This window comes from Nocardia sp. NBC_01377 (assembly GCF_045040005.1).
GTDB lineage: Bacteria > Actinomycetota > Actinomycetes > Mycobacteriales > Mycobacteriaceae > Nocardia > Nocardia noduli.
Genome location: NZ_CP109567.1, coordinates 448,272 through 465,662, shown reverse-complemented (window position 1 = coordinate 465,662; position 17,391 = coordinate 448,272). Strand labels below are relative to the sequence as shown.

9 protein-coding genes are annotated in these 17,391 nt (G+C 65.7%); 2 read left to right on the top strand and 7 right to left on the bottom strand.

The window, feature by feature from the left end; all coding sequences use genetic code 11:
* Positions 1–139: 139 nt before the first annotated feature.
* Genes OG225_RS42560 through OG225_RS42550 form a run of 3 tightly spaced genes read right to left on the bottom strand, consistent with a single transcriptional unit; the run spans position 140 to position 6,049 of the window.
* Positions 140–1,267 carry a TniB family NTP-binding protein gene (locus OG225_RS42560; protein ID WP_405183602.1) on the bottom strand — a complete coding sequence of 376 codons (1,128 nt, stop codon included), beginning with the start codon at positions 1,265–1,267 and terminating at the stop codon, positions 140–142.
* Positions 1,267–4,317: a TnsA-like heteromeric transposase endonuclease subunit gene (locus OG225_RS42555; RefSeq protein ID WP_331758116.1), complete on the bottom strand. Its 3,051-nt coding sequence runs from the start codon at positions 4,315–4,317 to the stop codon at positions 1,267–1,269. Before OG225_RS42555 ends, OG225_RS42560 begins: the two co-directional genes overlap by 1 nt.
* Positions 4,318–4,357: 40 nt before the next feature.
* On the bottom strand, positions 4,358–6,049 hold the full coding sequence (locus tag OG225_RS42550) for a TniQ family protein (protein WP_331758114.1): 1,692 nt from the start codon (positions 6,047–6,049) through the stop codon (positions 4,358–4,360).
* Between the two features lie 144 nt (positions 6,050–6,193).
* Here OG225_RS42550 and OG225_RS42545 point away from each other — a divergent pair, with 144 nt between their 5' ends.
* Complete coding sequence (locus OG225_RS42545; RefSeq protein WP_331758112.1) at positions 6,194–6,517, top strand: hypothetical protein; 324 nt, start codon at positions 6,194–6,196, stop codon at positions 6,515–6,517.
* A 187-nt stretch (positions 6,518–6,704) separates the two neighbouring features.
* Positions 6,705–6,875, top strand: coding sequence for a hypothetical protein (locus OG225_RS42540; RefSeq protein ID WP_331758109.1), 171 nt, complete (start codon positions 6,705–6,707; stop codon positions 6,873–6,875).
* Positions 6,876–7,067: 192 nt separating this feature from the next.
* On the opposite strand, the gene drmC is transcribed toward OG225_RS42540, so the two are convergent.
* From drmC to OG225_RS42520, 4 genes are all read right to left on the bottom strand, one after another.
* Entirely contained in the window at positions 7,068–7,805 is a 738-nt protein-coding gene (drmC, locus tag OG225_RS42535; protein ID WP_331758108.1) for a DISARM system phospholipase D-like protein DrmC, read from the bottom strand.
* Complete coding sequence (locus tag OG225_RS42530; RefSeq protein ID WP_331758106.1) at positions 7,802–9,658, bottom strand: DUF1998 domain-containing protein; 1,857 nt, start codon at positions 9,656–9,658, stop codon at positions 7,802–7,804. The genes drmC and OG225_RS42530 overlap by 4 nt, the downstream gene beginning before the upstream one ends.
* Positions 9,655–13,224, bottom strand: coding sequence for a DISARM system helicase DrmA (drmA, locus tag OG225_RS42525; RefSeq protein ID WP_331758103.1), 3,570 nt, complete (start codon positions 13,222–13,224; stop codon positions 9,655–9,657). Before drmA ends, OG225_RS42530 begins: the two co-directional genes overlap by 4 nt.
* A gap of 152 nt (positions 13,225–13,376) precedes the next feature.
* Positions 13,377–17,372 carry an Eco57I restriction-modification methylase domain-containing protein gene (locus tag OG225_RS42520; RefSeq protein WP_405183601.1) on the bottom strand — a complete coding sequence of 1,332 codons (3,996 nt, stop codon included), beginning with the start codon at positions 17,370–17,372 and terminating at the stop codon, positions 13,377–13,379.
* Positions 17,373–17,391: the final 19 nt, after the last annotated feature.

The following is a 17,391-nucleotide window of genomic DNA, read 5'->3' as shown; positions in this document are numbered from 1 at the left end:
GCTGACTCCCGAGGCTTCGACCGGAGCCGACTGGACGATGGGGCATAGTCAGCGATACTGCACCGAAACTTTGGTTGACCTCCACGGGACCGATGCAACAAAAGTTCCCTAGTCTCAATCGTACTGGCCGCTCAGGAGGTCAGGGCGTTGCGGACGCTTGAATCGAGTTCCGTTTCTGCTCTACCGATTTCGCGGACCGCTGCGCGCGTCGACGCTTGGCGGTGTCGATGGTGTATTCGGTTGCGCGTTGGTCTATGGCGATGGTCTCCATGAGGTCGACGGTGATGGCTTCTCGGCCCGAGCGGACCGCTTCCGAGGCTGACTCGCGGATCAGGTGGGACAGTGAGGCGATGCTGCCGCGGGTGCGGTCGTGCAGGTACCGCCAGTGCTTGAGCACAAGGCTTTGGGGTTCGTGTTTATACAGCAGCAGCGCATCTTCCATCGCGGCAATGATCTCCGCCCACACCACGATCTGTTCCTTGGTGCCGATCTTGTGAAGGCCTATGGTGCACAGGTCGTTGCGGGCCGCCATCTGAGTGGCCCGGTCGCGCGCGCGGCCGTCCAGGAACAGAGCCGAGGTCTCAAGGTCGGTGCCGAGGTAGACGAAGGTGGCCGGGGTGTGATTGGCGAGGTGCTTGAGGTGATCGTTGGCGGCCTTACCTTCTTTCTGGGAGACCTCAAGGTGGTGGAATTCGTCGATGATGACGAGCTCGGTGCCGCAGATCTGCATCGCCTTGATGACCTGATGGGTGACCTTGGTCTTCGTCGCGCCGTCACGAACGGGCAGTATTAAGAAGTTCGCGATCGCGATCGACAGGTCCTTCGGGGTGTTCTCCGAGCCGATGCTGACATAGACGACAGGCACGTAGTCGCGGACGTATTCCTGTCCTTCGTGGACGACGAATCGTTCCGGCTCATCCTCGAGCAACGCGAGTTCGTAGTCGCATGCGAACCATTTGATGAGCGTCGACTTGCCGGTGGTGGGTGGTCCGTCGAGGACTTTGCCTCGGCGCGCACCGGGCGGCTGGCTTTGATTGACCTCGAGTCGACGGTCGAGTTCGTAGTGGAGTCGGGTGACATCGGGAGTTTCCACCAGCACCAATGCGCTGTGGTAGGCCGCGCGGCGCCGGTTGAGCTTCCTCCGAGCGATGTCAGACATCTCCAAATATTCGGCGTAGGAGGGCATCACCGGCGGGGCAGGTGGTTCGGCGTCGCGATACATGCGCCACTGTTCCTTGTCGTGAGGTTCGGCGAGTCTGGGATGCATCAGCGCTCCTGAGGTTTGTGCCGCCATACCTTGGCGGCACTGACTTGGGACAAGTCGATGTCGTCGAGATCGATGGTGTTGTCGGCGAGAGATCCCTCTGGCAGGGCGGGGACCGCATGCAGGGGTGCGCTGCGATCGTGGGTGGGCACTGTCGTGGTGGCCACGGCCCGTTGGCGGTCCCGTGCCGCCGCACGGGCACGTTCGGCATCACGCACCGCCCGTCGCCTGTCGGTGGCCGTCCATGTTTCGGGCGCGTCGGTGCGGTTTTGCAGATCCGCCAGCGCGGCGGCGACTTCGATCTCGAGGGCCCTGCGATCGTGACGGGGACCGATGAATTTGATCATCTCGCGCAGGGTGTTGTCGGTAAAAGGTTGGTGCTCATCAAGGGCGTGAGTCCACCTCAGTTGCACCCACTCGTCGCGCAGTGGGTTGTGGATGTAGGCGTGCAGCAGGTTTCGGGGGTCATAGCGGATCGGCCACGCGTCGCTGCTGGCACGGCCGGACAGATTCGGGTACGGCGGTTTGACCATGGCCAGCTCGGCGAGTGCACCGTTGGCGTCGTCGTAGTGGAGGTTGCCGAGCTGCACGCCATGGGAGGTGATCTGACGCCACTCGACTGGCAACAAACGGAAGTACATCGTCGGATCCGTTGGGCAGGTGACGAAACCGGCTTGCTGAATGCCGAACGCGTAAGCCTCGTTGGGTGAGAGAACATGACCGGGATGACCGGGAACGGTCAATCCCTTGTGCCAACGCCGCTGATACACCGCGACCACGTACTCGGCGAAGAACTCCTCGAGTTCGGTGATCGTCCACCGCGATTGGGCCTGTGGATCCCTGCCACGACTGGCGACATCGGAGCCTTTGTACCCTGCGACGTGCTGGCTGAATTGAGAGCGGATGGTGTTGAACACCGCCTCCACCTCGGGTTTGTCGGTGGGTTTGCCTTTGCGTGCCAGCGGATAGCTGATGCCGAGGGAGTTGCAGGCCCGACGCATGACCTCGGATTTGTAAGGCTTGCCCTGGTCGACCAGGATGGTCTCGGGGTAGATCACCGGCCGCGCCGCGGCGGCGGCGAAGCGTTCATCGATGCTCAGTTGCCGCTTCAACGGCATTCGCAGGTAGGCGAAGCGCAGAGCGTCTTTCCATCCCGGCCGCATCGGTTCTGGTGTCATGGCGTCGGAGACGAGCAACCCGATGTCGATGCCCTTGGTGCCCAGCGGGGTGATCCGCCACGCCAGCAGCGATCGCGTATACAGATCGATGGCGACGGTGATCTCGCACGAATATGTTTCGTCGAGGACCGGGTCGTAGGCGATTACATCCAACCGACTGGTGTCGATCATGACGATCTCGCCCGGCCGGTATGCGGTGACGTGAGCCAACGGCGTGCCGGGTCGGGTGGTGTTGGTTTGTCTGGTCTTGGCTGAGCTGAAGGTGTATCGACCGGACAACAACGGTTCCAGAGCCCTACGGAACGTCGACTGCGATGGCAGCGTAACCGCTCCTGGGCCGTGGGTGGCGTCGACCCTGTTCTGCACTCGTCGCCGGAACCGGGTCATGGTGCCGGTGGATTCGGATTCCTCCATCGCTGCCTGGTCCAAGACGGCGGCGACGATCCGCGGATCCAGGCGCGACAAAGGGTTGCGCCCTTTGAGTTTTCGGCCGTCTATGAGTTCGGTGACACCGTGTTCGCGGTAGGCAGCCAGTAGCTGCCACAGTCGACGGCGGGTGTATCCCAGTTCGGTGGCCTTGGTTTGCATCCGCTGGTGCACGGGCAGCGACGGCAGGTACTGAGGCCGCGGCTCGTCGGGTTGCGCTAGGTCACATGTGCCGCTGCGGAACCCGGTGGTGGCTTCCAGCAGGTGCGCTTCCATCTCTTGGGCGGCGGCGCGGTCGGCGTGAGCGATGTCGTCCCATAGCGCCCCGTCATCCCATCCACCGAACACAATCTGGTCTTCGTCTTCGCCGCAGCCGGTGCCCGCCGCGTCGGTGGCGATACCGCCGTGGACGGGAGTGGCGGGTTCCTGCCCAGATTCGGGGGTGAGGATGCACTCGGCCAGCAGCACCGAGGTCATGACGAGCTCGGAGTTGCGGCCGGTGCGGGCACGGATCCGTGTGCAGGTGTCGGTGAAACCGACCACCTGATATTGCTGGTCGCAGAATTGGATCCACTGTCCGGTGGCCAAGCGGTGGGGTTTGGACATCGGCACCTTCTTGTAGGTGAGGACGGAACGTGCTCTGTGGGTGTCCGGCGAGGGCGGGGTCACAGACGCGACGACGTGGTAGGCGGGCCGGTCGTCGCGCACGCGCACGATGGTCGAATCACACAGCGGCACGGTCAGGTCGAACACGATGTCTTGGCACCAGCACAGGTGCAGCAGCACCGGCCGCGCCAGCTCGGTGACATCGATGAATGTGCAGATATCGGCGAACGGTGCGGGACGCTCTGCCAGACTGAGAATCTGGGGCAGGTATTCGATCCCGGCCAGCGGCGGTCGCCGAAATCCGGCGAGCCAGGAGACGTTCTTCCACAACTGCGGGTCCGGTTCGGCGAACAGGCCGTAATCCCATCCGAGTCGTTCACACACCCAGCGCGTGCGCTCGGCTTGGACGATCACATCGGGGTCGGCGGTTTTGGTCGGGTTCTTCACGTCGAGAACCAACACGCTGTCGTCGGCACGGCGGACGAACATATCGGGAGTGTGCTCCCAGCTACCGTCGGTATCGATGCCGTACAGGGTCATCGGCTGCGCACTGAACGCAACGACATCGGGATCGAAATCAAGCAGCGTCATCCACTTGGACTCGAGCCAGCTCTCGTAGCCGACCAGCCGCCCAGTCGTGGCCGACCAGTAGTCACCTGGAGTGTGGCGCTGGCCTTGCCGGTGCGGGATCACTCGCGAGGGCAAGCACGATTCGAATCGGATTTCGCGTGCCTCCTCCAGCGCAATCAGATGCTCGGCGCCGCCAGCGTCGCGAAAGGACACCACCGCGCGCCGACCGGTGCCGAAGGTGTGCCAGCGCGGCAGTGCCGGTCGCCTTTTCACGCGCTCCCCGATGCAAGGAGCTGACCGCAGGCCCACCTGATCAACGCGGTCGCGACCTGGTCTGGCAGCTGGCGGGCGAACGTCGCGCCGTCTCGCGCATCGACTCCTCGGTCGCGTCCCACCCTTGCTGGTAAGCCGGGGCATCCCGGACATCACCGCCGGTCAACTGCGCCCAGATCCATGCTGCGGCGTGTCGACATCGCTGCGGGGTGACCGGGAATCGGCGACCTTCGCTCGCCGCCCGCAGTACCGGGTAGGGAACCTGCCGCAAGTTCGCCAGAGCGCGGCGGCGGTCGGCGTAGTCGACGGGTTCACGGCCGTCGAGGCCGTCGGTGGCCTGGTCGATCGCGGCCCAGAATCCGGGAACATCGGTGATGCGCCGCACGACGGTGTCGGACGTTCGCGCAGCTATGCAGGGATCGATCTCGAGCATCTGCGCCGCGTGTGGCCAACTGCGTGCTCCCAGCCTGCGCGCCACCGCCAGCGCAGCCAAACGGCGCCCAGTCAGCTCAGCAGTTCCCGGCAAATGGTGCGCGATCAGGGTGCGATAGTCCTGAGCATCGAGCAGCTGTGGGACGTGTCGCACCATCACCACCCGCGTTCGCCGTTGTGGAGGTGTGGCGCCAGCGACGCGTGAGCTGGGTCGCGCCAGGCCCGCCAGTACGGCCGCCAGCGGAGCGGGAACGCCCATGGCGCGCATCGGATAATGGCGCAACTGGCGACTACGACGTGCTACCGCTGCCGCCAGCTCGCTGGTCTGCTGAGCGCATTCGCCGGCATCGGGGGCGACTAGGATCGGGTGGATCGCGGTCAGGAGACCGGCTGTCAAGGCGGGGGTATGTGGCATCGCCCGCAGGTCGCCGGGGTTGATGGCGCCGCGAACCCGGCGTTGTTGGTACTGCTCGGCCAGCTGCTGTCGGTATTCACGGTCGACGGTGTCAGCGGCGGTGTCCACACGGGGCATGTAGCAGGAGAATCGGATCATTGCGGCAAGAACCTTTACCGCGGTGAACCATTCGGCGGCGGTGACCGACGTCCCGGCGATCGTGGTGGGCAGACCGGCGGCGGCGGACAAGGCGGTGTTCTGCGCGTGTTCGAGGTGGGGCGAGATCGTCGTGACGGGCAGATCCTCGATCGGCTGCTCGCACAGCTCACCCCCGACGTAGTTTTCACACAGGCGTGGCCGCGGAACCCGCACCCTGGACAGCCCTCTGGGGCGGGTGCGGTAGCCCAGTCGCAGACCGATTCCGCATCTCGTGCAGCAGTCCACCAGCAGCACGCGGTGGCGCGGGCACGCCGCCGCGATTCCCAGCCGCCACCAGGTCGGCCATACTGGCGACTGAGCCAAACACGGTGGACATGCCCGACTTCCACGCAGCAGCAACCACTCGCGTCGACCGATCGTGCGGGCGCTAGTCTCGGCCTCGAGGTTTAGCCCTGTCAGGTCGAGCGCGGTGCCGTGGTAGCGCGACAGCTGCATATCCTCCGCCACCGCGGCATCGAGCCCGGTGGCGGTAACGAATGCTGCCAGGCTCGAGGGCAACAGCACCAACCCGTGAAACAGCGGGCGCACATCGCCTGGCACCGGACGTACCGCGATCCCCAATTCGACAGCCAGAAGTCCTGGCGCCACGTCCAAATCGGCCGACGCCCGATCAAGCCACGACCCCCAGGCCTCCCCTGGTGCAGGGACGAGCAGATGCGATATTCGCCGCGGAGGGAGGGCTCGCATCTCGATGACACGTGCCGACTGTGCTCGGTGCGCCGGGAGTGGTACGGGATTATGAAAGACTACGGCCGAACGCGACATACGTGTCCCCACACGTCGTTCACTATCGAGCTGAACAGTTATAGAATCTACCAGAATGAGGGCGGTATGGAGTCCGAAAGTCCACCCGCCGACCCAGTGCAGGAGCTCAGCGCAGCACTATTCGGCCGCGCCCTGCGGCTTCCGTTGGGCATCTGGGTGCGCGCACAAACCGAACCGTTCTTCCAACGCCAGGCCTCCGACGGAGTCGGGATGCCGCAAACCTATGTCCGCAAAGAACTCGCGGTACTGGTCAGCCTCGGCATGCTCCGAGAGTTACCGCGCGCCGAAGGCGACAAGCGCCTGTTCTACGACCAGCTCACCGACCACCCCTGGTGGCTCATCATCGATGCGGCCGCCCACGCGGCCGAACTCTACGGCCGCGCACCCTAGTTCAGCAGCAACCCGTGGACCGCTCTGCAGATCTGCTTCCTGGCCGCGCGCCGCTTCGCCCACTCACGCCGACTCTCGACCTTTCGAGCCCTGTCTTAGCGTCGGAGGGTGAAGCATGGAGGACACCCAGCGGACACCCACATCGCCGAGAGGAACCACCCGGTGTCCGGACACGTCCAATCCGGGCATGGGTAGAGATTCGATCGACCGTCAGGCACTCATCGACGCCGGCCTCGACGCCGATGATCCAGCCGTGTGGGAAACCCAAAATCGGGTCAGCGACCTGCTGGTATGTCTCGGCATCGCCCAGCGAAGCACACGACGCCCCGAAGCAGTAGTCGAAACCATGCTCGAATGAATATAAGGCCGCCGGACGAACGTCAACGACCACCGCTCGGCGTTGTGGCCATACTGGTTCTCTCGTCAGTCGTCGCCGTGCCAAAGTCCGCGACGCCGGCATCGTCAACTGCCGTGCCGGGCAGGTCGGGCACTCGTCCTGCCAGATCGCGCCCGATCGACTGGACCTACCTCACGCCATAGCACCCAGCAATTACGCCAGTTTCCGCATCAATCCACGGTCCACAAGACGGCGGACGTGACTCCTAATATTTCCCGGTACTGGTCCACCCGTGAGCAGAAGCCCGCACTCCAAGTTTCGTTCGAGTGCAGCACCAGTCACGTTGGCGCTGCCAATGAGAGCGGACGTTTCGTCGACCACCAGCACCTTCGCGTGCAGAGACGCTCCTGCTGGGCGTTCGCCGGCCGGCCAGCTGAGACGTTGTGCCACAAGCCCGGGGAACGCTGCACCTGTGCCCGAGAAGTGCACGTTGTCGGCGTGACGTTCAAGCAGGAGCGTGATGGCCACATTTCGGTCGCTGGCGCGTGTCAGTGCCGCAGCGACCGAAGGTTCGGTGTGTACGGCATACCCGACAAGCAGTATTTCGGTTACTGCTTGGTCGATGAGGTCGACCACGACGGCTGAGGTCAGCCTGCTGGTTGCCAGGCCGCTGTCAGGACCAGTCCAGACGACATCGATCGCAGCGACTCGCGGATCGGCCTCGAGTGCACCGAGCATGGCGCCGGCGGCGAGATCACAGTCCTTGGCCGACAACGCCGCTGCCATCAGGCGCTGGCAGGCATCGCGGACAGCGACACCCGCCGAACCGGCCGAGTACTTCTGCAGTGCCGCTGGGCCCCCACGCACCGCGATCGCGAGCCGACGCACGTCCTGCGCCGGCAGCTCACGGCTCAGCTGCACCGCCAGGCGAATGACATCTGCCGTGGTCATGGCTGAAACGCAAGCCCGTCGCCAGTCAGGTCGACGATTACCGCGCGGTCGAGCCACCGATTGTTGGATTCGCAGCTGGTCTCGGAGGCGAACAGGCAGGCGTGACAGGCCGCGGCATGCAAGGTCTCCGACGGATCGACCGGCACGTGCTCCGCGCACAGCGGGTCGGAGGAGCAGCGGCGGGCGTCGGCGAACGCCTGATCCAGCAGGCGTTTGAGGTGCACGGGCTTGCCCAGGGCTACAAGGCCGCCGAGGGTTCCTTCGCTGTCGCTGGCCGCAGTCGAGAGCAGGATTCCGGTGGCGGGCTCGGTGGGTGTGCCGACGTAGAGCCGTTCACGGATGCTCGATGAGCCGTAACCGCACTCCAGCGACACCTGACGGATCAGGAGGTGGCTGAGAGTGTGCAACAGGATGAAGCGTGCCACCGGAAAGTCGTTGTCGACGGGCCGGTCTCGGTTGGCTGACCACCGAACGAACGCGGTTCGCAGCGCCATGATGCGGGGGTGGTCGGCCACCCGGGTCTCCCATTCGCGCACCTTCGCTTCGTGGAGCTGCAGGAAGACCCCTTCGCCGCGCTGTTCGAATGCCGGAACCCATGTCGGATTCGTTCGGCTCAGGCTCAGCCGATTGGCGGGGTCGAGCTCGCGCCGGTCTGGCGCAGTGACTCGGGTGAACCCCAGCAGCGCCTGAACCTCACGCAGCCGGCTGACCAGGACGACCTGGTCGATGAGGTTCTTATACCCGGTGGGCGTTTCGGATGGCGTGGCACGGAAGTCGTCGTCTTCACGTTCGGTGGTGGGGCGCGACAGCAGTCGCCACTCGGCCGCAAGCAGATCAGTTTCGGCCTCCTCAGTACTCGGACCACCGGATGCGCGCAGATCTTCGATGGCGGCCCACACCTCTTCCGCTGAGACCCCACGCAGCCCGCGCAGTGAGTCGATTCCGTTGATGATCATCTGCACCAGGGTCGAGTTGGGCTGTTGCCCAAGCAATTCCCAGTTTGCGGTAACGAGATCGGTCACGGTCTGGCCCTGAGGTAGATGCAGGGCGCTGGCGGTGACGCTGAACCACAGGTTGGAGGCACCCAGTACGGTGAGCTTCAGCGGTCGCCCGCAGGGCTCGAAGCGCTGCAGATGGGGGTGGCGCCCTCGGCACGCCGGCAGGCTTTCCCACCCATCACGGCCCGCCGCATCGGCGATGTTGCGGGACGCCGAGCATTCGAGGCAGCGCACCGTGACACGCGGGCCCAGGGTGCTTGAGCTGTCGCGCATGGTCAGCTTGGGGCCGAGGCACGGATGCTCCTGCCCATGGTGCACGAAGGTGACGTAGGGGAATTCGTCGAGGTGACCCGCTTCGCAGACGGTCAGGAATCGGGCGGGCAGGCAAGCGCGCTTGCGGGCATCTCGATTTTGCGTTTGCTGCTGGCACGTGGTGTGCACCCACTTGGCGAGGTCGGGCCGCCGGCCGCTGCGGTGCACGAGTTCGAACTGGCCGGGGGGGTCGATCGGTCCCAGGCGGTGGCAGCGTGGGCACCGCAGCCAGCGGGGGAACGGTGAGACCGGGACTCCGGTGCGGGTCCAGGGATCATCGCTGTCTTGCGGGTCCCAGGGTGCTGTCCGCAAGACCTTGATCTGCGGTCCAAGGGTGGTGCGGACCTTCTCCAACAGTCGCGGCTCGTCGATGGCTTCGGCGCGTTCAAGGGCCCAGGTATCTGTGCTCCGCACGACCACGCTCATGCTGGGCAGGTCGACCACAGACCCGACGCCGCCGCTGGTGATGAGGTGACTCGGCCGGGCACCGCCGACTCGCGTGGGCTGCCCCTTCTTCGACGGGGTGCGTGCGGGGATGGTCATCGCGGGGGCTCCGGGGAACGGTCGTAGGTCCAGGTTGGTGCGTCGTCGGTGCTGTTGTCGCGCTTGTCGAGCTGCAGGAGAACCTCGGGTTCTACCTCGCGCAGACTCATCGGCGCTGTCCAGCGTTCCCAGGTGCCGTCATCGGGCTTCTTCAGCAGGCCGGTGATGTCGGCGCCCTTGTCGTAGCCGAGTACGCCGGTCTGCAGGTGGGATCGAAGGTACTGCCAGTTGTCGAGTCGGTTCTGCACCTGTTGACCAACGATCTCGACCTGTGCCTGGTCGTGGGTCACGCGACCGGCCCGAGTCTTGAACGCGTCCAGCAGTTTAGCTGCGGCCGCTCCGCTCAACGGGACGATTCCCGCCGCTGTGTTCGACAAGGCGCTGGGGCCGGTCTGCCGCACCGCTGCGGCCAGCACAGCGCTGAGCCCACGGTCGAGTGCCCGATCGCTGAACGGTGTGGTGGTGAGCCCTTCGACCCGCATCCCGAACGTCGCGTGGTCGTAGGAGAAGCTCTCGTAGTGGGCGAGGTCACGCGGTCGGCTCCACTGGTAGAGCGTGATCACCAGACCGGGGCGCGACCTGTCTCGCCCCACTCGGGAAGTCGCCTGGATGTACTCCGCAGTGCTCTTAGGTTGCCCGGTCACCATCATCAGCCCGAGTCGCTGGACGTCGACACCGACCTGCAGCATCGAGGTCGCCAGCAGCACGTCGAGCGCAGGGACCCGATCGCCCATCTCGGCGCGGATGGCGTCCCGCTCGGGACCACGTAGGGCCTGCAAGGCCGCACTGGTGTCGAAGCGGCTGTCGAAGGGGCGCTCAAGGTCGGCCAGCGTGGTGGCGATCTTGCTGCTGGGCATGCGACTCGTCAGCTCGCTGATCATGGGGCGGCGCCGCCGTGTCGCGACGGCGAGGGACGCGAGCCGGTCCGCGATGTCGTCCTCGACGAGTCGGCGCATACCCGCGAGTTCACGGGTGGAAGTGAAGTAGTCGACCAGAGTCATGTACGGGTCGGCGGCGTCACCGTGGCGGTCGTAGAGGAACTGGGCGTGCTCCATGATCGCTGCAGCCACTCGGATCTCGATGGCCTTGAACCGTTCCCCTGTGGCGCAGATTCCTCTGTAACGTCGGCTCGGCGTGGCCGCGGAGGGGTGCTTGACGGTGGAGAAGAAGGTCTCGCCGGCATCGAGTACCTGAGGGGGGAAGATCGCCAGGTCTCGCGCGAAGACTTGCTCGACCTGGTCCCGTGCCCGCCGCACGGTAGCGGTCGACGCCACCAGCACCGGCCGCACCGTCTGTCCGTCCTGCACTCGGCTGCACAGCTGGTCGATCGCCGTCTCGTAGAGGCCCACCATCGAGCCCAGCGCGTCTGAGATCAGGTGCAGCTCGTCCTGAATGATCAAGTCCGGTGGTCGCAGCCGCATCGCCGGCTGCGGCGTGGTCTTCGGCAGGACGCCGCTACGCTGGTGTGTTCCTGTACACCACTTCGCGTCCGGGTCCATCCAGCCGTGCCGGGGGCAGCGCTGGTCGACGATGCCGAACATGGAGCCTGTTGAGGCCTTCCACGGTAGCTGCGCGAACTTGTCGACTGTCCCGATGATCAATGCTGGTGTCAGCCGGTAGATCTCCTCGTCGGTGACCAGCACCGGCAGGCCCTCGTTGGGGGAGCGGCGTCGGCTGAAGACACAGTTGCCCTCGGGGTCGCTGCAGAAGATGAGCACGCGTCGGCGTTTGTCGTCCGTGCTCAGGTCGCGACCGGCCGAAAGCCTCGAGCCGCACCACGGGCAGGAGGCCAGTTGCAGCGGTCCACCCAGTGCGTCGTCGACTCCGCGGCTGTCCTCGATCGATCGGCGGGCCTCCTCGAAGCTGTTGGGGGTCACCGAGCTGCCGACCCACAGCCCGATGCGGAATGGTGTGCTGCCCCAACGGCCGTCGCCGGACTCGACTCGCTCCCGCCGAAGCTCCTCGCACGCGCAGATCAATGCCGCTGCGCGTTGGAACTGCTGTGCGGTGAGCAAGCGGAGTGTGTACCGCATCAGGACCGCGACGCCGTCGCTTCCGTCGCGGGCGTTGCTGCCCTCGCCGACGACGCCCTGCAGGCGCCGCAGCGCCAGGGTGAACGCGGTAAGCCCTAGGTACGCCTCGGTCTTTCCGCCGCCGGTGGGGAAAAACAACAGTTGCGCCTCTCCCACCTCGTCACGGTGGGCATCGGGATGCTGCGGGTCCGTGAGACCGGGCAGGCACAGCAGGACGAACGCGAGCTGGAACGGCCGCCAACTGCGCTGGCCTGGCACGTCGTAACGCCGCAGGAGATCCCCGAGTTCGGCCCCCGGCGTGTTCGTCCGGGCTCGGGTGACCTCGCTGCGCACGCGCTGCAATGCCATGGCCTGGTTGGCGAACCGGAAAGCTTCCCGTGCGGTGGCGTCGTTGCCGAGTAGGTCGACTGCTCGGTCCAGCCGGTCGGCGAGGGTGTACGCCAAACGGAGCGCGTGGGCGCCAGCCGGTTCGTACCGTGCGATCTCGTTGTCCTGCAGCCGATCCTGCTGCTTGGTGAGCCAGACGCGGTAGCCGGTGGCGAGAGGACGAAGGGCGCGGACCAGGTCGTCTCGAGCCAGCTCGGGACTGCCCAGTCTGGCCATGTCGAGTATCAGGCCGGGCATCGAGGCCGTCGAGCCTGCCACCGTCAGTGGCACGTCGGCGGCCGGAAAGCTCGTCGTCCGCAATCGCCAAGCCCGCCGGTCCTCGTCGTGAACGTCGGCGTCCACCGCGCATTGGCGACCGTGGGCGTACTCACGGTGATTGCGGTAAAGCAGCGCCAGGTGCAGTCGTTCACTGTCGTGCGCCGCGGGCGGAGCACTGAGTTCGGGGTCGTTGTGGCCGAGGAAGATCGCCGACGTTCCGTCGAGGGCCGTGACGGTCAATGAGGTCTGGTACGTGCGGTTCAGGTCAGGGTTTCCGGTGGACACGCCCTGGTCGTTGATCAACGCGAGGTCGACTACCCGGACGCCCTCCCGCTCACGGACGGTCGCGCGCAGCACCACCTGTTCCTGGTCGCGGTCCACCACCACTGGAGTTTCGTTGGCAGCGAGTAGGTCGAGTTCGACGGTCCCGCCGGCGGGGGTGCGCCGCCACACCGTCCGCGGTCGGCCCTGCTCGGTGACCTGGATCTCCGACTGGGCCGGGGCGTAACGGCCCCACAACGCAGTCACGACGATCCGCTTGACCTCGAGGGGGACTCGGAATGACAGTCCGAGCGCGGACGCGGCCATCGTCCCGGTGCGCGTCACTTGACCGGTCTCGAGGTCGTCGCCTTGTACCTCGCTGGCGCCGGTCATTTCACGGTCGACGAGGTCTGGGTCGTCCCCGTCCTCGGCCTGCGGATTTGACGGCGGCTCGCTCGGCCGGGTTCGGGGGACGAGCCGACCGACCAGGTAGCGCTCCGCCGGAGCCGTCCCTGGCGGCAACTCTTCCTGTTGGCCATCGCGCGGGCCGCGGAGGTCACGCTCAAGTCGGTCCTCTAGGGCAGCCCGCACGTCGTACGAAGTCAATGGCGCAGCGTCAGTGGTCATAGAAAACTGACGCTACCGGCCTAGACCGACAATCCCCGGCGCACACCACGCATGCGGTGCCTCCGTCCACCCCTCGCCCATCGCATGCGCGGTCGTTCTCCCACACATCACCGCGCCACGGCCCGGGCTGCTGCGTTCGTTCGGTGTCACGTTCATGCCTGGATCACGTCGGGAGGTGAATAGCCTGCGCGGCGATGGTTTTCCTCAAGCAGAAGGTCGAGCAGCTCAAACCGCGCCTGGGGGCTGACGGTCCAGCGGATGCCGATCTTCGTCTGGTGGTGACCGACCTCGAGATTGAGGTCCCAGCCGTAGGCGGTCATCACAGCCTGGTCGATGTCGGTATGCAGATCGCGCAGCGCGACCACCTCCGGGTCGCGGTCGGTCGGTTCGTGCACATGGTTGTAGGTCGTCGTCAGCCCCCACCCGCGCGCGAGCATGAGCGAGCGCCGTTCCTCGTTCAGACGCTTTCCGAGCATTTCGAGTTCAGGTGTTGCAGGTGGCCGCGGCAGGGTGAGAAACACATCTGACGGGGCATAACGAATCCTTGTTTCCAGCGTCGAGGTGTATCGAACCACCCAAGTCGTATGAATGCTCGACGACAGGACTGCAAGACTGGCGTAGTCATCGAGCGCAAAGACACCACAGGCGTGGGAGAAGACCGGTCCAGTCGGGATCCGCACAGGCATCACCACGCTGCCATGCAGCGAGATGGCCAGGACGTGGTCGAGTTTTGCGGCCTCACGATACAAACCAACGCGACGATCCGCATACTGCCACCAGTTGAGTCGGTGGACGTCTCGCTTCTTCTTATCGCGCTCTGGCTTGACCAGCCGCTCAACGATCTCCAACGCGTCGGGGAGATCTTTCGCCCGCTCAAGGGACCAGTCTCGGAAGTTAATGATCCAGCGGCTGGCCGAGCAGTCCGGCCGCTGGTTGAGATCCTTGCCGATGACGTAGGGCTGGAGGACGTCGGCGTTGTTCGGGTCATGGTCGATGAGCGAAAGCGCCTGGTCCTCCGTCATGGTGAAGCCGAGTCCAAGAACATAGGAGCCGATAAAGGCAAGATTATCGTTCTCCGGCAGCGGTTGGGGCCGCCCACGGACGCGTCCAACTGGTTCGAGGTCCGGACCGATTTCCGGCACCTCTTCACCAGCCAGCCAGCGCACGCCATCGGGCGCGACGGGCGCGCGGGTGGCCCAGATGTCGATGATCTCGAGGTTGGCGCTGGCACTGGGCCAGCGATGGCTCGGCCGGCCGCGGCGGATCACAAGGCCGCGTCCGACTGTCTGAGCGAGACCGATCACCAGGGTTTCGCCCTGAACGAGGGTGTTCGTGGCGATGTAGCCGAGCTGCCCGCGGGAGGAGAGGAGCCGCTCGGCGCGAAGGACGAACCGAGCGGCGAGATCGGCGCTGCCCTTGATGCCGCGACCATCCCAGCGTTGGAGCCAGCCTAGGTAGTCGTCGCCGAGCGCGCCGCTGATCTTCTTGCCGCCGAGAAAGGGCGGGTTGCCGATGATGGCGTCGAAGCCGCGGGCTTCGGTGTCGGCGAAGACCTCGGGGAAGGCGAGAGGCCAGTGCAGTGGCGTACGCGGCACTACACCATCGGGCCGTCCCGCCTGGATTGCTTCAATATGCTCCTTGAGCCCAGTCTTATAGTCCGGTGCCGCATTGCCGACACTGATCGACAGCGCCGCGAACTTGGCGTCTGACTTCTTGGCGGGGAGCTTCATTGCGAGTAGACCCACCCCAGTGACGGCGTCGGCGACGGTGCCGAGCTGTGTCGTGAGCGTGCGAGCCTCGGCGAGCAGGGTGCTCTTGAACGCAACGTCTCGACCTGTAGTCACGGGCTGTGCGGTGATTCGTCGACGCAGGTCGGCGGCCTGGGCAAGCTGGTCCTCCCAGCTGTCGGCATAGCCCAATTCGGCCGGACCCCCGTCCGGATGCGCGTGCAGCGTGGTGAGCTGCGTCAACGATGCGAGCCCGAGCAGGCTGTCACCGGCGACCAGCCGGTCGTCGAGGAACCCGAAGGGCCGCTCGCGGTCCATCGTCACCAACCACAAGGACAGCTTGGCCATCTCGACGGCAAGCGGGTTGATATCTACGCCGTAGAGGCAGTGTTCGGTAACCAGTCGGCGCGCCTCAAGCGCGATCTGCTCGACCTCCGCATCCGCCGCGAGCCGGGCCTGGCCACTATGCCGTGCGACAAGCAGCGCCTCTGGTCGGCCCTCGGCCACCCACGCTTCGACGAGCCGGTCGGCCAGGTAGCGGCAGGCGGCCACCAGGAATGCACCGGAGCCCATCGCGATGTCGGCCACCCGCAGCTCCAGCAACTCCGTGGAGGGCCTGATGCGCCAGGTCGATCGGTCAGCGGTCTCCAACGGTCCCGGCCGATAGGCCAGTGGTTCGAGCGCATTACTGGCGACCTCCTCGGCGAGTGCCCGAGGGGTGTAGTGGGCCCCAGTGCTGGCGCGGCGGGCGCTCGGAGCGATCAACCGTCGGCCGGGCAGGGTCACCGACGGGCGATCGAGTTCGTCCCAGCGCAGCACACCGGCGTAGGGCTCGACCATTGAGGCGAGTTCCTCTTCACCGTTCAGGGCACGCAGAAGTCCTGATCGACGTTCGATCGGAAGGGGCTGTTCGAACGCCGCAGCGACGTTCTTCTCAGATAATCCGGTGCGAGCTTCTACCCAATTGGACATGGTCTTGCCGACCGGTATCTTCAATTGTTCGATCGCGTCGCTCAAGGTGACCTCCGCGGGCTTCTTGCCTTTGGGCCAGATAGATGGCCGGACCAGCGACAGCATGACCTCCGACGCGGTACGGACCTCCAGCTCCAGGAGGCCTTCGTAGACGTACCCGATTTGCTCAACGTCGAGGGCGCGGAAGGTCAATCGGCGTCGCTCGCCGCCGACCTCGACGTACTGCACCGCCCGCAGCAGCCGCAGCACAGTCCGATCGTCGACTGCGGGCGGCCTCGCGCCAGGGAGGTCATCGGCGGAGTGGCCTTCGAGCCAGGGGTAGCGGTCGGGGTCGAACAGTCCGCCGCCGTAGGCCGGCAGGCGGAGGTCTTCGTGTGCGACGCCGTAGTGCAGGGCGCGACTGACGGCGAGCAGCCGGTGCCAGGCGCCGGTGCGGTGCTCGAGGGCTTGCGCCCCGACGAGAGCTTCTGCGGCCTCAAGTTGCTCGACTAGGCGGCTGACGCTGTAGGCGGCGACGTAGACGTCGTCGTCGCTTGGCAGCAGCCGTCGTTCCTCGGCGAAGAGCAGGAAGACGATGCGCATCATGAGGGTGACAACCCCGTCGTATAGGTCGTCGTCACCGACCCCGTCGAGCACACCGCTCTCGGAATCGAGTTGATCGAGCGTCCTCACCAGCAGCTCGACAGCATCCCGGACCTGGCGGCCGAGGGTTTCGGTGACCTCTTCCTGCGCGCCGAGACTTTCCTTCAGCAGCTCGGGCAACCTGTCCTCGGCAGCGACACCGAGAAAACGGGGGCGATCGAGGAGGGCAACGAAGGCGCGCAGTGATTCCGGTTCCTCGGCCCACAGGCTGGCGTCCCACACCGCAGCGCCCATGGTGCCGCCGACCGGCGCCCACACCACCGCCCACCAACGGCCGTCGGTGACGAGGCCGATCGGCACGTCTCGGGCGCGCAGCAGCACGGCGAGGCGCTCGACGGGGCTGGCCGACCAGCCGTGAGCGGTGGTTCGGGCAAAGGGATGGGTGCCCCAGTCGGTGATCATGCCCAGCAATCGCCACGGCGAATCCGAGGCGTTGGTAGCAGCGGCGTCGTCTTCAGCGTCGCTGTCTTCCTCGTCTGCGGGCTCGTCGTCCGCCTCGATGAGGTCGTCGCCGCCGGGTTCGGCGTAGAACCCGAAGTCGGGCCGCAGAAGCAGGCCGTGCTCGGGGACGGGTTCGCTCAGCGAGGCGGGTAGATCGGTATCCACCCGCAGGTGATCTGCCCAGTCCAGTGCGTGATCGAGGACGGTGCGGATCGCCGTGTGCCGGGTGGCCCCTCGGGTAGCGAGCGCCTCTGCAACAGTGGACCGAACCTTGCTACGGAGGCGAGGGGCGACCTCGTACAGCCCGTTCGGAAATACACGGTTCACCACCGGCAGGGTGAGGAACGGGCCGGAGGTCTGCAGCAACTCGAGCCAACCGTGCCGA